Genomic DNA, 16,457 nt, shown 5'->3' with positions numbered 1-16,457 from the left:
CTCCTTGCTTTTAATTATTAGAAGTTGAATCAACATCAGGCTCCGAACCTTTCAATTTCGGCTCCCTGAGACGTTCCCCCGATTCTTGAGAATTGAGAGAACGCCTGTTCAAACCATCGGAACCAAAGGAAGAATTGTTGCGATCCGTATCAGGCGATCGACCTTTAGCATTAGCCGTCGGCCAGTATTGTCTGTAAAGCAATTCCAGTTCATTTCCAGCTTTGCGAAATATTTTTGCTTGGTTGAACAAAAAAGCTTGAAATATCCGATAAAACACCAAGGTAAAAATTGCTACTACCATCCCCGAAGCAGTGGTAATCAGTGCCTCACTAATTCCCAAAGTCACCCCCTTCGTTGCCTCGGCGCTGATGTCACCCGGATTGGCCTTCTGGATCGAGTTCATCAAGCCCAAAACTGTTCCCAGCAAGCCCAGCAAAGGGGCGAGAGCGATCGTCGCTTCTAAGATTTTGTCCCCGCGGCGCATCGAAGCCAGCTCTTCATCGGCTGCGGCTTCGAGGGCGAGTCGAAATAAATCTGGTTCGGGATTGTACAGGCGCAGGGGTGCAGAAAGAAATCGCCCGATCGGCTGTCGGTTGGCTTGTCTGGCAATCTCGCTAGCCGCCCCCCAATCGCTGCGCGCCACGTCGAGAATGCGGTTAACTATCTGCTTCTCCTTGCTCAAGAGGCTTGCCCAGAACCACAAGCGCTCGATAATTGTACTTACAGAGACAATCGATAACACCAACAGGGGCCACATGGCGGGGCCGCCTTTCTGAAACAGTTCTTGAATATTCACAATATTTTTGCTCCTGCACTACCCGCTAACTTTTGCTTCTGTTCTACTTTTTTTTACAAATTATCGGCCATTTAATTTTAGCGATTAATGTACTCAGGACTGACGCACTCGCCACTAAAGAAACCGGGTTTTGCAGCCTAAGGCCTCGGGCTGCAAAGAAGTATCTTACTCGATCGAATCCGGTTCCTGGGTAAGTGTTGGTACTATTTTCTGGTGTATTGGGGGATCTGAGGCGGCTACTTCCTCAGAATTCCTCTAAATCTTCCTGACACATATCTTGCAGCGACTGGTGTTGCTGGCGGCGGGAAGAGCGGCGATATTTTTTTGTTTGCAACTTCGGTTCGTACTGCTGTGTACCGTCGGACTTGGTTTGCTGCTTCAAACTGGATTCGGCGCTGCTGGAGTTTTGCAGAGTTTGCTGGCGGACGATCGCCTCTTCCAGAAAATTCAAGTAATACTGGTAGCGCTCCCAATCGCCCCGCACCACACAGTTAGGCTCATCGCGGTGCGAACAGTCGCTAAACTGGCAGCTACCCAAAGCCAGCCTCTGACGCGCTTCTGGGAAATATTCAGCTAACTCCGACGGCTCGGATTCGAGAGCCGGCTGATTGAACCCCGGAGTATCAGCCAAAAGCCCGCCGTCGGGAAGTTCAAAAAGTTCGACGTGGCGAGTCGTGTGGCGCCCGCGGCCGAGTTTGCCAGAAACAGCGCTCACTCGAAGGTTCTGCGCCGGAATCAGTTGGTTGATCAAGCTGGATTTGCCGACCCCAGAAGGCCCACAAATTATCGTTATTTTGTCTTGGATGTGGCCCTCAAGCAAGTTCGGCAAAGGATTTTGTACCGCATTTAACGCATCTAACGGATCGACTGAATTTGCTAGTAGGGGGTTATCCTCATAAGGGAACACAACACCCTCTATTTTGTCTACTAAATGCTGGTCAGCTACTTTTTCTAGAGAAACTTTATTTTGCAATTTAGACGCAGCTTCCTGCACTCCTAAACCGCTGCGAACGCTAATAAACATTGGTTCGTAGCCCCAACCTGAAAGCCGATCGCGCCACTGTTCCAACTCCTGGGCCTTCACCAAATCGCATTTGTTCAGGCACAAACTCACCTCTAAACCTGTAGATTCAGCCTTGACTAAAAACCGAGTTAATGAGGCGGGGTCTAAATCCGGTTCGGCGAGGGCAAAAACCAGGAGAATGCGATCGGCATTAGCTACAGGCGGGCGGTTGAGTTCTGTGCGGCGCGGTTCGACTTCAGAAATTGCACCCCGGCGGTCAGTCCAGTCCGGTTCGTCTACCACCACGCGATCGCCCACCATCACCTGTTGACCAATTTTTTTCAGTCGAGTGCGGCGAGTGCACAGGAGAGTGGGAGCATCCGCCAGGGCTATATTCTCGTGAATGCCGGCTGCTGGATCTAGCCTGACTCGGTAGAAGTTAGCCTGAACAGCAACTACAGTACCGACGATCGAGGAAGAATTCAGGCTCATCCTGCTTCCTGGTTTTCTGGGCTTTTTTGCACTTTCATCGCAAAAAAGCCGGGTTCCGACTCATCCGCCATAAATTGCGTTTCGAGAATCTGGTAGCCTTCCATTTTCAGACTGTCGGGTACTTGTTCGATCGGCTCCCCAGCATCCAACCACACCTCCAAAACAGCACCAGGTGGCATTTGTTCCAAGCGCAATTTAGTGCGGACAAAATTCAGAGGACACGGAGTCCCCCGCAGATCGATTTTGGCATCTGGAGATTTGGGATTTTCTATTGTGGATGTTGAATTCATAGTATGCCTTTTCTTTTCAAATTTCCCATCTCAAATCCTGAAAGCCTTATTTTATCGTGAACCAATTGCCTGCCAATTATTCTACCTCCGATTTTTGACACCAATTGGTGTCATTTTTTGGAGGACTATTCCCACAAATTGCCCAACAATTATTCTACGACCGATTTTTGACACCAATTGGTGTCATTTTTTTGAGGACTATTCCCACAAATTGCCCAACAATTATTCTACGACCGATTCTTGACACCAATTGGTGTCATTTTTTTGAGGACTATTCCGACAAATTGCCCAACAATTATTCTACCGCCGATTTTTGACACCAATTGGTGTCATTTTTTTGAGGACTATTCCCACAAATTGCCCAACAATTATTCTACCTGTACAAAATGAGCGCAATTGCGCTGACTTTTTTGACAGAGAATTAAACAAATTGCCGAACAATTATTCTACCTGGGCAAAATGAGACCAATTGGTCTCATTTTTTTGATAGAGAATTTAAAAAATTGCCACGGAACGATCGAACAGGAAAATTTGACACCCATGGGTGTCAAAAAATTGCTTATTTCTGAAACAAATTGCCCAGAAATCCTTCCAAGCCGCCTTTACCAGTACGATCGCCCTTCAGCTTAGCAAGCTGCATCAGCAACTCCCGTTCCTCAGCAGTCACCTTAGTCGGAATATCAATAGACACAGCAATCAAATGGTCGCCGCGACTGACTGGATTGCCCAACTTAGGCACTCCTTTTTTCTCCAGAGTCAGAACCGTACCAGGCTGAGTCCCAGTAGGAATCAACAATTCCGTCGGCCCATCTACAGTTTCCACTTCCAACCTGCAGCCCAAAATTGCCTGCAAGTAACTAATCTTCACTTCCGAATTAACGTTAATGCCGTCCCGCTTAAATAGCGGGTCTTCATTCACAGCCAAAAACACGTAAAGATCCCCCGGCGGCCCGCCCAACTTGCCAGCATCCCCTTCATTGGAAACGCGCAAGCGAGTACCGTTGTCAACCCCAGCCGGAATAGTGATTTTCAGCTTTTTCATCACTTCTTTCTGACCGCGGCCGCCGCAAGTTTCGCACTTGTCCTCAATCACTTGCCCGGTGCCGTTGCAGGTGGGGCAAACTGAAACTTGAGTAAAGCTGCCGAAAGGCGTGCGGGTAGCGCGTCGGACTTGACCGCTGCCGGAACAAGTCGAACAGGTTTGAGGTCGGGTTCCCGGTTTGGCGCCAGTCCCGTTACAAGTTTCGCAGGTTTCTAGGTGCTTGATGCGGAGTTCTTTTTCCCCACCAAAAACTGCTTCGCGAAACTCCAGCCGCAAATCCAGTCGCAAATCATCTCCGCGCACGGGGCCGCTGCGCCTGCGACCTTGTTGTTGTTGGCCGCCCGCCCCTCCTTGAAAACCCTGAAAGAAGCTTTCAAAGATGTCAGCAAAGCTGTCGCCGAAGTCTTGGAACCCAGGCGCGCCTGCACCGCTGACGCCTGCTTCGCCGAAACGATCGAAACGGGCGCGGGTTTCCGGTTCGGATAGTACCTCGTAGGCACGGTTAATTTCTTTAAACCGCTCCTCAGCTCCAGATTCTTTGTTGACATCTGGATGGTACTTGCGAGCTAGGCGGCGGTAAGCACGCTTAATTTCCTCTTTGTCTGCGCTGCGAGAAACGCCTAATATTTCATAGTAATCACCGGCCATAAAGCTGCTTGCCTGGAGGTAAATAACAAAAAGTGTACGAAAAAGAAATGGGCGGCCCTTCCTGAAATTACTAATTAAAAATTAAAAATTCTCATTGTTAACTTTTAACTTTTAATTTTTAGCTGTTCAGTTGTTCTAAAGGAAAGGATTCATCTCATCAACTTCAGGTTCGGGAACCTTCGGTTGTGGTTGCGGTTGTGGTTGCGGCTGTCGCTTGGACTGTCGTTCCGGTTTTGGTTCCGGTTTTGGTTCCGGTTTTGGTTCCGGCTGTCGCTTGGACTGTCGTTCCGGTTTTGGTTCCGGTTTTGGTTCCGGTTGTGGCGGAGCTTGGGGCGCCACCAGCAGCTCTTCTGTCAGGAAAAGGCTGTCGTCGGTAGCTGCAACCTCTTGTAGTTCTGACATCATCTCGCTTTCAGCCTCTGGCGAGGAGGGGGCTACCCCGCTGCGGGCTTGCTCGTAGACTGCTGTCCCGAGGGAGTATAGCAGTTGCTTGAAAGCTTCGATTTGTTCGGTGAGTTCCTCACCAGTGATGTCGGGGTTAGCCATAGAGGCTTTCAAAGCTGTTGCTGCTGTTTCGGCTACGACTTTGAGCTCGTCGCTCAGCAATTGTGCGTTGGTTTTCAAAGTGACACCACAATTATAGACCAGGGTGTCGGCTTGATTTTTGAGTTCGACGAGTTGAGCGCGCTTGATGTCCTCGTCGGCGTAAAGTTCGGCTTCTTGGCGCATCCGCTCGACTTCGGTTTCGCTCAATCCCCCTGTATTGGAAATTTGGATGCTTTGTTCTTTGCCGGTTCCCTTGTCTTCTGCGGCAACTTTGAGAATGCCGTTAGCATCTATTTCAAAGGTAACTTCGATTTGAGGTACGCCGCGGGGGGCTGCGGGGATGCCTTTGAGCAGGAATTTACCGAGACTTTTGTTGTCTTTAACTAATGCGCGCTCGCCTTGGAGGACGTGAATTTCTACGGAGGTTTGCCCGTCTGCCGCGGTGCTGTACATTTGCGATCGACTGGTGGGGATGGTTGTATTGCGATCGATTACTTTGGTAAACACACCGCCCAAAGTTTCGAGTCCCAGGGAAAGCGGCGTCACGTCTAACAACAGCAAATCTTTGACTTCACCGCCCAATACCCCGGCTTGAATTGCCGCGCCTACGGCTACAGCTTCGTCGGGATTCACCGATTTATCGGGAGAGGCGCCGCCAAAATATTTGCTAATTGCCTCTTGAACTGCCGGAATTCGGGTTGAGCCTCCGACTAAAATAATTCTGTCTATATCTTTCGGGGTAAGACTGGCGTCTTTGAGGGCTTGAGTTACCGGATCGATCGTCGCCTGCACCAAATGACCCACCAGTTTTTCAAACTGAGCCTTAGACAGATCCATTTCCAAATGCTTGGGCCCTTTGGCATCAGAGGAGATGAACGGCAAATTAATTGATGTGGATTGCGAGAGAGAAAGTTCGATTTTCGCCTTTTCCGCAGCTTCTCGGAGGCGCTGCAATGCCATTTTGTCTGTTGAGAGGTCGCTACCTTCTTGAGTCCGGAAAGCTTCTACCAGCCACTGGACTATGCAGTCATCAAAGTCATCTCCTCCGAGATGGTTGTTACCTGCGGTGGCGTTGACTTCAAAAATTCCGTCTCCCAATTGCAGGATCGAAACGTCGAAAGTACCGCCGCCGAGGTCAAAGACCAAGATTTTCTGTTCGATATTTTGCTTGTCGAGCCCGTAGGAAAGGGCGGCCGCCGTCGGTTCGTTGACGATCCGCAGGACTTCTAAACCCGCGATCGTACCGGCGTCTTTAGTAGCTTGCCGCTGGGCGTCTGTGAAGTATGCCGGTACAGTAATCACGGCTTGGGTAACAGTTTGTCCCAAATAAGCTTCAGCATCTTGCTTGAGCTTTTGGAGTACCATGGCCGAGATTTCTTGAGGGGTGTGAACCTTGTTCCGAATTTGGACGTTAACAGTGTCGTCTTTGCCTTTGATGCAGGTATAGGGAGTACGCGATCGTTCTTCTTCCGTGTCGTCCCACCGGCGCCCGATAAATCGTTTGATGCTGTAGACAGTATTTACAGCATTAGTTACAGCTTGCCGCTTGGCTAGTTGACCGACTAAGCGATCGCCCCCCTTGCCAAATCCTACGATGCTCGGAGTTGTGCGGCCGCCCTCGGAATTGGCGATCACGACGGGTTTACCGCCCTCCAATACAGCTACGCAACTGTTGGTCGTGCCTAAGTCAATTCCAATAATTTTTCCCATAGCGCCTCATAAAACTTTGTGGGATGTTTGGAAACTTCCAACTACAAGTTGGGGTATAAAAAACTACTAAGCTTGGTTTTAACAAGCATCACCTGACTGGATTGGTAGGAAACAAACTTGATATTTTAATGCAGTATCACAGACTCGTTAAAACATTGTTCACAATTTGTTCAGAAAGGGCTGACCTGCTTTTAGTCCTGAATTAAGAAGTTGGTGAGTCTGCCACCTTCGGGCCCCCGAATGCTCTTCGGGGGTCACAGCAGGGTTCAGAATGCAGTAGCTTGTATCCCGATTAACTTTCCGAACTATCGGGATTTTCATCTGAGGCTACCACAGATATCCCAGGCGCTGCAACTTTCACTTTGGCGTGGCGCAAGACGCGATCGCCCAAAATGTAGCCGCGTTCTAGTTCTTGGATGATTGTTCCTTCCTCGTGTTCGTCTGTGGGCTCGCTGAGGAGAGCTTCATGGAGGTTGGGGTCAAATTGTTCGCCTTCAGGGCGCATCGGAGAAACCCCAATTTGTTTGAGACTATCTACCATTTGCTTGTAAACGCTTTGGTAGCTTTTGTGAATGTTCATTTCGCCGTCGTTTTGCGGCTTAATGTGCGATCGAGCGCGCTCGAAATTGTCGATTACCGGCAAAAGAGGCTTGATCGTGATACACCTTGCCTGTAAATCTAACTCTTCTTTTTCCTTTTGGGTGCGCCTGCGGAAGTTGTCAAAATCTGCTGCTAGGCGGAGATTTTGATTTTTTAGGTCTTCTAGTTGAGCCGCTGTGGCTTGCAACTGAGTTTTTAAAGCCTCTTTTTCATCTTTTACCGAGGCGAGTTCCCTCTTCCACGATTCAGCCGCGTCTGCTGTCGGGCTGTTGGTGGAACTGCCGGTGATAGGATCCCCAGATGCGTTTGCTCCCTTGCGATCGCCCTCGGCGCTTTGATAAGCTTGAGCAAGTTCGAGTTCCCAATCGGCTGCTTCGTTCGAGTTTGCTGGTGCCGGCGGAGTTTCGCTTGCCATTGCTGAACCTTCTGGGGTTTCCCCAGTTGAGTTAGGATCTAGATCTTGCTGTTTTTCCTCGTCAATCATAAAAGCTGCGCGACAGAACCCTATCAATTCTAGCAGATACACCATACACGGTAAATGTAGAGAACTATAATTTATTGTGTATGGCACTATTTGATTCCTAGGAAAGCTCCGGCCTATGTGCAGCAATCTCTCAAAGCTTTCAATATTTTAGGGAAATGACATCTCGATCTCTAGCTCTAGTAAGACTGTCCTTGGCGCTAACACAACGTTTTTTGTATCGCAATCTGGGAATGAGACAGCATTGATAGCAAGTTTATAAGTATATTAAGCAGTTGGATTTCCTAAAAATAATTGAGATGTTGACGGCTGATACTTCAATATTTGCTGCAAACGAGAGTTAATTAAAGTTAATCTGTATGGTTGTTTTATTCGCAGATAGAGGCTGGTCTTTTACCATTGAATGCGTTGAAAAACAGGGAGGTGTCCTCGATTATTTGCGAGTAAAATGAGAAAGATTAGGTGGTCTCGGGTTGCCAGTCGGTAGATAGGAGCGATATCTAATTTGCCTCTGGACAAAATTGATGAACCGTCAAGCTTTCGTCACAAAGGTTAGGACACCAGGTAGAATGACATGAATATTGGCAGCGAAAAAATTAGAGCTGCTCAAAATCTGGGCGATCGGAGTCCGCTCGGGCGATCGCCCGCAACCAGATCGCAGATAATTAATCAAAATATATCTCAAAAGACCGATCGATCCTTTCGTCAAAGCTATCATCATCAAAGATCGGCTATGGGCTCTTTAACCTAGTACAGATAACCGCGCCACCACGGGCACTGTAATTTGACCAAACAATTTGCGAAGATAGAACGATCGTGGAAAGGCGACACACCTCGGGATCGATCCCCAAGTGATGTGCCGTGAGGCTATAACGAGAGTATCTCGCAGACCCGATCGGGTAAGTAAGCAACGCCGGCCCCCAACAAACAAGATTTGATTGCAAGCATCGACCAATCCCTCCAACGTCTCGTCAATTTGTGGACGAAAATGAGAGAGGACTACGAGCTTACACTTTAAAGATAGGGATTGAGCCATAAAATCAAAATAGCTCATCTACAAGCAAAGCATACGGGGGTTAAAACCCCGAGTTGGTTTTCCTCTCAGCACTTTTTGTGACTGAGTTTCCCACAAGCATGAGTGTTTTTTATGACTAACACATCCCAAGGGTTTCGCTCTACCACATCGATAGTTGCTCTGAGCAATTTCAATCCGGCTCTCAACAAGATGATTCAGTCGGGTTACGTCAACGGCGACCAACTGAAGCAAGCTCAAATTGAAAGCCGGAAGTCGGGCAAGCGGTTGACGGAGGTATTAGAAGCACTTACCGGGCAGCCGTTGCCCCCTGAATTGCTGCGGCTTTACAAGAAGCAGCAGATGTTTGAACGGAAGATTGTCTACGGGGTAGAAGCGTATGACCCGGAAATGAGCGAAATGTCGAACGAGCAACTCGGAATTATGCTCGAGGGGTTGAAAATTTCGATCGACATTTGTCACCAAGGTCGCTTTTTACCAGTAGCGAAGACTGAAACCGAGCCGGCGGCAGTTTTAGTAGCAATGGTAGATCCCGACAACCTCAACGCCATCGAAGATTTGCGGCGGATTTTACAGCCCCACGGCTTAGCTTTGCAGCGACGGGTGATTACGCCAGACGACTATCAGGACATAACTTCGTCCTATCAAGACGACCAAGTTAAGGTAGCAGCCAAATTAGCAGAAGCCGAAAAGCAGAGAAAGCTGGAGTTAGGGGAGGGAGATTTTGGCGAACTCTCGCTCGAAGAGGATACTGCCGACCAAGAAGACCTAGCTAACACCATAGATGATGCTGAGGCTGCTCCGGTAATTAAGGCCGTCAACATCATTTTGGCTAAAGCTTTGTCGGAAAAGGTGTCGGACATCCACGTAGAACCCCAAGAAGAGTTCATGCGGATACGGATGCGGAAAGACGGGGTGCTGCAAGAGTATTTCCGGTTTCCGAAGCAAGTAGTCCAATCGATTACCGCTCGTTTCAAGATTATTGCCAACCTGGACATTGCCGAACGCCGACAAGCTCAAGACGGTCGCATCCGCCGGGTTTTTGAGGGACGCACGGTGGATTTCCGGGTGAACAGCTTGCCTTCGCGGTACGGGGAAAAAATCGTGCTGCGGATTTTGGACAGTTCCAGCACTCAGTTGGGTTTGGGTTTGTTGATCTCGGATCAAGAAACTCTGGCTTTGGTGCGAGAGACTGCTAGCCGTCCGTTCGGACTGATTTTGGTGACGGGGCCGACGGGTTCTGGTAAGTCAACTTCTCTGTACTCGATTCTGGCGGAACGGAACGATCCGGGGATTAATATCAGTACGGCGGAAGACCCGATCGAATATGCTTTGCCGGGAATTACCCAATGTCAAGTAATTCGGGAAAAAGACTTGACTTTTTCCAACATTCTGCGGGCATTTTTGCGGCAAGACCCTGACGTGCTGCTGGTGGGGGAAACCCGGGACAAGGAAACGGCAAAAACAGCTCTGGAAGCTGCGTTGACTGGACACTTAGTGCTGACTACCCTGCACACGAACGACGCGGCTGGGGCGATCGCCCGTTTGGACGAAATGGGGGTAGAACCCTTCATGGTTTCGGCCGCTCTGTTGGGCGTGTTGGCTCAGCGTCTAATGCGGCGGGTTTGCGACAAATGCTGCATTCCTTACCAGCCTACCGCTGAAGAACTCGGTCGTTACGGTCTGTCGGCTTCTCAAGAAATCGATCTGACTGTCAACAGAGCAAATGTCGTACCGGTGGAGGAAAGGAAAGAACTAGCAGAACGCGATCAACTTTGTCGCAAGTGCAGCGGCCTGGGCTACAAAGGACGGGTAGGGGTTTACGAGTTCCTGAAAAATACTGAGCGGCTGCAAACTCTGATCACTCAAGGAGCTCCCACAGAGCAAATTAAGGAAGCTGCGGTAGAAGAAGGGATGAAAACGTTGTTGGCTTACAGCTTGCAGTTGGTGCGGGAAGGGGCGACTACCTTTGAAGAAGTGGAGCGCGTGACCTTTACTGACTCGGGCTTGGAGGCGGAACTGAAAGCCAAACGCAAGCAGGGACTTACCTGCAAAAGTTGTCGGGCGGAATTGAAGCCGGAGATGCTGGATTGCCCCTACTGCTTGACGCCGCGCTTTTTGGATTGATTCATTAGTCATTAGTCATTAGTCATGGGCATGGGGGATGGGGCATGGGGCTCCGTGGGCATGGGGCATTGACCCGCGCAGGGCCTTATAGCATTGGCATTTCCAGAGTATTGGGCAGTAGTTAACAGTCAACAGCCAACAGCCAACAGCCAACAGCCAACAGCCAACAGCCAACAGCCAACGGCCAACAGCCAACAGCCAACTGACAACTAGGAACTGACAAGTGAGCTAGATTGGTCAATAACTATCAACTAGATTGAGAAGAGGTATCTATGGGTCTGATGATTGAAGACGTATTGGAGTCCCTGGTAGAGCAAGGGGGTTCGGACATACACATCCAAGCAGGCGCGCCTATCTTCTTCCGCGTCAGCGGGAAACTAACTCCTCAGTCGCAATACGGCGACATTCTGTCTGCTGAGGAAGTGCAGATTCTGATCTTCCAAATGCTCAACAATATGCAGCGCAAGCAGTTGGAAATGGAGTGGGAACTGGACTGCGCTTACGGGGTGAAGGGATTGGCTCGGTTCCGGGTGAATGTGTACCGGGAGCGGGGTGCTTGGGCTGCTTGTATGCGGGCTCTGGCTTCTAAGATTCCTAATGCAGATGCTTTGGGCGTGCCGCAGGTTTTGCGGGACATGACGGAAAGACCCAGGGGTATGCTGTTGGTGACGGGACAAACTGGTTCCGGGAAAACTACTACGATGGCGGCTTTGTTGGATTTGGTCAACCGGACGCGGGCGGAACATATTCTGACTGTTGAAGACCCGATCGAATATGTGTTTCCGAATGTCAAGAGTTTGTTTCACCAGCGTCAAAAGGGGGAAGATACTAAGAGCTTTGCTAATGCGCTGAAAGCAGCTCTGCGCGAAGATCCGGATGTGATTTTGGTGGGGGAAATGCGGGACTTGGAAACGATCGGTCTGGCAATTTCGGCGGCGGAAACGGGTCACATGGTGATGGGAACGCTGCACACTAATTCGGCGGCTGCTACGATCGATCGGATTTTGGACGTGTTCCCGCCCATTCAACAACCCCAGGTTCGCGCCCAGGTATCTAACTCTTTAGTCGGAATTTGCAGCCAAAATTTGGTTGTGAAAGTTGGGGGCGGCCGCTGCTGCGCTATGGAAATCATGGTGAATACTCCAGCTATGGCTAACTTGATCCGGGAGGGCAAAACTCCCATGATTTACTCCCAAATCCAAATGGGGGCAAAATTGGGCATGAGGACGATGGAAATGGCCCTCGCTGAACTTTACAAGGGCGGTAAAATCACTTGGGAAGCGGCAATGGGCAAGGCTTCTAAGGCTGACGAACTCGAACGCTTGATCGGCCCGGCACCTGTGGGTACAGGCAAGGTAGGGGCTCATTAATTCAGTCAGTCAGTCGATTTTAGATTTTAGATTTTAGATTTTAGATTTTATTGCAGCGCAGTGAATCTGGGAGCTTGAATTACGGTCTAAAATTTGGGGATTGACTCTCATGAGTGTTGGGGAATTGTACCGATTTTGGGGCGAATTCATCAGTCATTAGTCAGCAGTCTGCAGAAATAACCAATCGCTAATGACTAATGACTGATGACCAATGACTAATGACTAATGACTTTTAATAATTTTCCAGAGGCAATCTATGGCTACCAATGTTATTAATCCCAAGCCGAAAAGTGGCTTCGATCTCACTAGGATTCAGGAGGAATTTGAGTATAACCTTAGCAGTCTTACTGTTAAGGATATGGCGATTTTTGCTCGTCAGTTTGCGGCTATGTTTAATGCCGGGGTGGCGATCGTGAGATGCCTTTCTGTGCTGCACGAGCAGTGCTCTAATGCTAAGTTGAAACGAGCGCTCAGGAGCATGAATGCTGACGTGCAAGAGGGGATAAACTTGGCAGAGGCAATGGCTAAGTTTCCTGATGTTTTTGACCAACTGTTTATCAGTATGGTGGCGGCGGGAGAGGTGGGCGGTGTGCTAGATGAAACCCTCGACCGTCTGGCGACGATGATGGAAAAAAATCACAAAACGGAATCGGAAATTAAGTCGGCGATGTCTTATCCGAAGACGGTGCTGTTTATAGCGGTCGTGATTTTTTTCGCTATGACCATATTCTTGCTCCCAACTTTCGCGAAAATCTTTAAGGATATTGGGGCGGATTTGCCAGCTTTTACGCTGTTTATGCTGGGAATTAGCGCTTTTTGTACTGCTTGGCCTCCGATCCAACAAGTGACAGTTATTGGGGTAATTATAGCGCTAAAATTTGCCTTCGATATGTACTACAAAACTCCAGTAGGTCGCCTGCAAATCGATAAAATTGCGATGAAGTTGCCAATTTTTGGAGATTTGATTGAAAAATCGGCGGTAGCGAGGTTTTGCGTCATCTTTGGCTCGCTGACGCGATCGGGCGTGCCGATTCTTAACTCTTTGGAAATTGTGCGAGATGTGGCGGGAAATCAGGCGATCTCAAATGCGATCGAATATGCGAGACAGGAAATTCAAAGCGGTGGCATGATCAGTATTGCTTTGCAAGAACAAGCTGTTTTTCCGTCTTTGGCAATTCAAATGATGGCAATTGGCGAGGAAACAGGGGAACTTGACAAAATGTTGATGAAAGTTGGCGCTTTCTACGAAACGGAAGTGGAAGAAGCGGTCAAAGGACTTACCAGTATGCTGGAACCTTTGATGATTGTGGTCATCGGTGCGATCGTAGCTTCGATTTTGCTGTCGATGTATCTGCCGATGTTCGCAGTGTTTCAGAAGCTGTAGACAGTTGACAGTTGACAGTTGGCAGTTGACAGTTGTTATTTAAGAGTTGTCATTGGCTTTGTTTGAGTTGTTAATACTGTTCAGTCAGCGATATGGTCTTGGCTAATCTTTGAATAACCAATGACCAATTATTGCCAAGTAATGAATAACCAATTGCCAATTACCAATTACAAATTGCCAATTACAAGTTGCCAATAATGAATAACCAATGACAACTGACAACTGACAACTGACCAATGACTGATGACTAATGACTAATGACTAATGACTAATTAATTGATTTAAAATGTCTGTCAAACAATCACATTACGAGGCTTTACTAGCACAGTACAGCGAATTTTCGGCAGCGATCGCCCTGCTGAAAAAATATCGGCTGTACATGGAGATGATTCCGAGTATCCGCCGCGCTAACGAAAGTTTAATTACCATTCCTTTGCCCATTGTGCGCTTGCGGGAGGGGGTTTCCTATGCGGGTAGGGGGGGGACTAGCATCTCTCCGGGACAGGCAGCTTGTTTGCCTTGCGATTTGGCAATTTTGATGTGCGATCCAGAGTGGAAAGTTAAAATTGGGGTGGAAATTTTGGTTTTTATTCACCGCCCGGGCGAGGATTTTTCTGATTTGTTGGGCCGCTGGCGGCAGTGTCAGGTTTGGTTGGATAAAGGTTACGAGTGGGTGATGCCTTACCGCTACAGACATATTTTTAGTGATGAGGCTGAGGCGGTTCATCCGCTATTTGTTTTGTTTGAGGAAACGAGCGATCGCATTCAACGAGGTTTGATGGCGGCGGGTTTGCCGTTTGTTGTTGAAAGTTTTGACTCTGCAATTGAGGAATTAGAGGATGAAGAGTTTCTCGGTAGCCCAGAATTGGGGAGTATGGGTGAAGAGAGTTATGAGTTGTAGGCGGTGGTGCGATCGATAATTAAGTAGGTTTGGCAAGGGATAATTGGTATATTTGAATTGGACAAATGTTTAATTGTCAATCAACCGCAGATGAAAGGCAGATAAAACAGATTAACGCAGATACATTTCAAGATAGGAAATTTATTTGGGGATTTCAAGAGGTATAGTATGTTTTATTTTGTTGTGTTAATTAAATTTGATTTGAATATGTAATTTATCAAATGAACCGCAGAGAACGCAGAGAGCGCAGAGAGGAGAAAAAGAGCAAATTAGAAATTTATTTATGTGAGTACAATTTTTTATTAAATTAGGAGCTATTGAGATGAGGTTGTTAAAATCTTGGCGTTTAGTTTTATTAGCTCTAGTTTTTGGGATGGCTGTAATTGTCTCAAATTGTGGCACTCCTGCAAATATTAGCAATAATTCTCCAACTGCGACAACTCCTGCTGCTGTCCCACCGGGGGCTTTAGTCTACGGTGCGGGAGGGCCGCCGGTGAATCTGGAACCCGGAAATGTTACTGATGGTAATTCGGTGATTGCGATCGACCAAATCTACAATCGCTTGACTGATTTTAAACCCGGAACCGTAGAACTAGAACCGAGTCTGGCTACTGAATGGTCGAGTTCTACAGATGGCAAAACTTGGACTTTTAAGTTGCGATCGGGGGTGAAGTTTCACGACGGGACGGATTTTGACGCGGATGCTGTTAAGTTTAATGTCGATCGCTGGTGGGATGCCAAAAATCCTCACGGTTATCGAGATTCTGGCAAAACTTATCAGATTTGGAAAAACTTTTTTGCTGGATTTAAGGGCGATAAAGCTTCCCTGGTCAAGGATGTGGCGGTTGTTGATAAGTCTACGATTAGGTTTGTGTTAAATAGGCCTTTTGCTGCCTTTCCTTTGGCGATTGGGTCGGGTTATTTTGGGATTGCGAGTCCGGCGGCGGTGAAGAAAGCGGGGGCTAAATACGGCACTCCGGGGTCGCTGGCGGTGGGTACGGGGCCTTTTGTGTTTAAGGAATGGATCTCGGGCGATCGCATTATCTTAGAAAAAAATCCTAATTATTGGAAAGCGGGAACGCCGAAAGTCAATCAGTTGGTAATCCGTTTTGTGGACGATCCGGCAGCGAGATTGGCTCAATTGAGGGCTGGTCAACTGGATTTTACTGTGGATTTAACGCCGGATCAATTGAAAGAGGTGCAGGCGGATACTAATTTGGAAGCTGTTTTGCGACCTTCTTTTAATGTGGGTTATTTAGCGTTAAATCCGGGTTACGCACCTTTGGCGAAATCAGAGGTGCGGCGGGCGATCGCCCAAACAATCAACAAGCAAGCTATAGTCAAGGCTTTTTGGGGAGAACTCGGCAAATATGACTCGCAATTTATCCCGCCTGCGCTGAATTGGGCGGAGTCTGACAAAGTTAAAGATTACGAATTTAACCCGCAGCAAGCTAAAGCAGTGCTGGCGAAGGCCGGTTATCCGAACGGTTTTGATTTGAATTTGTGGTATATGCCGGTCAGCCGTCCCTATTTTCCCACGCCGAAGCCGATTGCTGAGGCTTTGGCTGCGGATTTAAGCGCGATCGGGATTCGGGTAAAGTTGCTGACGAAGGATTGGTCTGCTTATTTGGCCGATCGGCTAAAACCTCCGGGCTTTCAAGCTTTTATGATGGGTTGGACTGGAGATTATGGCGATCCTGACAATTTTTATTATCCTCACTTTGGGCCCGGTTCGACGGCGGATTTGGGAAATTGGAAAAATCCGAAGGTTTTGGAACTTTTGGATAAGGGAAGGGCGAGTGGGGATAAAGCAGCTAGAGGGAAAATTTATGCGGAAGTTAGCGAGATTTTGCATGGGGAGGCTGTGCGTTTGCCGATCGTACATTCGCAGCCGCTTTTAGGGAAACGCAAGAATGTTAAAGGTTGGATTCCGAGTCCTTTGGGGTCGGAGTCTTTTGAGGATGTGAGTAAATTATAGTGAAAATTTGGTTGGTAGTGAGGACTTCAGTCCTTCTAAAATTCAGAGGATTGAAG

General features: G+C 48.3%; 12 protein-coding genes. 5 read left to right on the top strand and 7 right to left on the bottom strand.

Annotation, left to right across the window (positions count from 1 at the left end):
* Positions 1-10: 10 nt before the first annotated feature.
* From JGK39_RS10175 to JGK39_RS10145, 7 genes are all read right to left on the bottom strand, one after another.
* Positions 11-796: a MotA/TolQ/ExbB proton channel family protein gene (locus JGK39_RS10175; RefSeq protein WP_293248051.1), complete on the bottom strand. Its 786-nt coding sequence runs from the start codon at positions 794-796 to the stop codon at positions 11-13.
* 244 nt (positions 797-1,040) lie between these two features.
* The gene (gene rsgA / locus JGK39_RS10170; RefSeq protein ID WP_293247988.1) at positions 1,041-2,291 is read right to left on the bottom strand and encodes a ribosome small subunit-dependent GTPase A; all 1,251 of its coding nucleotides are present in this window, start codon (positions 2,289-2,291) and stop codon (positions 1,041-1,043) included.
* Positions 2,288-2,581 (bottom strand): sulfurtransferase TusA family protein, encoded by a 294-nt coding sequence (locus JGK39_RS10165; protein WP_293247979.1) that lies wholly within the window; start codon positions 2,579-2,581, stop codon positions 2,288-2,290. Before JGK39_RS10165 ends, rsgA begins: the two co-directional genes overlap by 4 nt.
* Positions 2,582-3,140: 559 nt before the next feature.
* Positions 3,141-4,271 (bottom strand): molecular chaperone DnaJ, encoded by a 1,131-nt coding sequence (gene dnaJ, locus JGK39_RS10160; RefSeq protein ID WP_293247964.1) that lies wholly within the window; start codon positions 4,269-4,271, stop codon positions 3,141-3,143.
* Between the two features lie 135 nt (positions 4,272-4,406).
* Positions 4,407-6,527, bottom strand: a complete 2,121-nt coding sequence (dnaK, locus tag JGK39_RS10155; RefSeq protein WP_293247947.1) for a molecular chaperone DnaK — start codon at positions 6,525-6,527, stop codon at positions 4,407-4,409.
* A gap of 292 nt (positions 6,528-6,819) precedes the next feature.
* Entirely contained in the window at positions 6,820-7,611 is a 792-nt protein-coding gene (gene grpE / locus JGK39_RS10150) for a nucleotide exchange factor GrpE (protein WP_293247944.1), read from the bottom strand.
* A 529-nt stretch (positions 7,612-8,140) separates the two neighbouring features.
* Positions 8,141-8,329: a hypothetical protein gene (locus tag JGK39_RS10145; protein WP_293247941.1), complete on the bottom strand. Its 189-nt coding sequence runs from the start codon at positions 8,327-8,329 to the stop codon at positions 8,141-8,143.
* A 426-nt stretch (positions 8,330-8,755) separates the two neighbouring features.
* Here JGK39_RS10145 and JGK39_RS10140 point away from each other — a divergent pair, with 426 nt between their 5' ends.
* The 5 genes from JGK39_RS10140 to JGK39_RS10120 all read left to right on the top strand — a co-directional run bounded on the left by JGK39_RS10140 (position 8,756) and on the right by JGK39_RS10120 (position 16,401).
* On the top strand, positions 8,756-10,768 hold the full coding sequence (locus JGK39_RS10140) for a GspE/PulE family protein (protein WP_293247938.1): 2,013 nt from the start codon (positions 8,756-8,758) through the stop codon (positions 10,766-10,768).
* A gap of 272 nt (positions 10,769-11,040) precedes the next feature.
* Entirely contained in the window at positions 11,041-12,138 is a 1,098-nt protein-coding gene (locus JGK39_RS10135; RefSeq protein WP_293247928.1) for a type IV pilus twitching motility protein PilT, read from the top strand.
* Between the two features lie 256 nt (positions 12,139-12,394).
* Positions 12,395-13,522, top strand: a complete 1,128-nt coding sequence (locus JGK39_RS10130) for a type II secretion system F family protein (RefSeq protein WP_293247920.1) — start codon at positions 12,395-12,397, stop codon at positions 13,520-13,522.
* A gap of 286 nt (positions 13,523-13,808) precedes the next feature.
* Positions 13,809-14,423, top strand: coding sequence for a hypothetical protein (locus JGK39_RS10125; RefSeq protein WP_293247901.1), 615 nt, complete (start codon positions 13,809-13,811; stop codon positions 14,421-14,423).
* Positions 14,424-14,745: 322 nt separating this feature from the next.
* Positions 14,746-16,401: an ABC transporter substrate-binding protein gene (locus JGK39_RS10120; protein WP_293247898.1), complete on the top strand. Its 1,656-nt coding sequence runs from the start codon at positions 14,746-14,748 to the stop codon at positions 16,399-16,401.
* Positions 16,402-16,457: the final 56 nt, after the last annotated feature.

It is taken from the genome of Microcoleus sp. PH2017_12_PCY_D_A, assembly GCF_020738565.1.
Taxonomy (GTDB): Bacteria; Cyanobacteriota; Cyanobacteriia; order Cyanobacteriales; family Microcoleaceae; genus Microcoleus.
The sequence above is the reverse complement of the archived record's forward strand: the minus strand, read 5'-3'. Positions and strand labels throughout refer to the sequence as shown.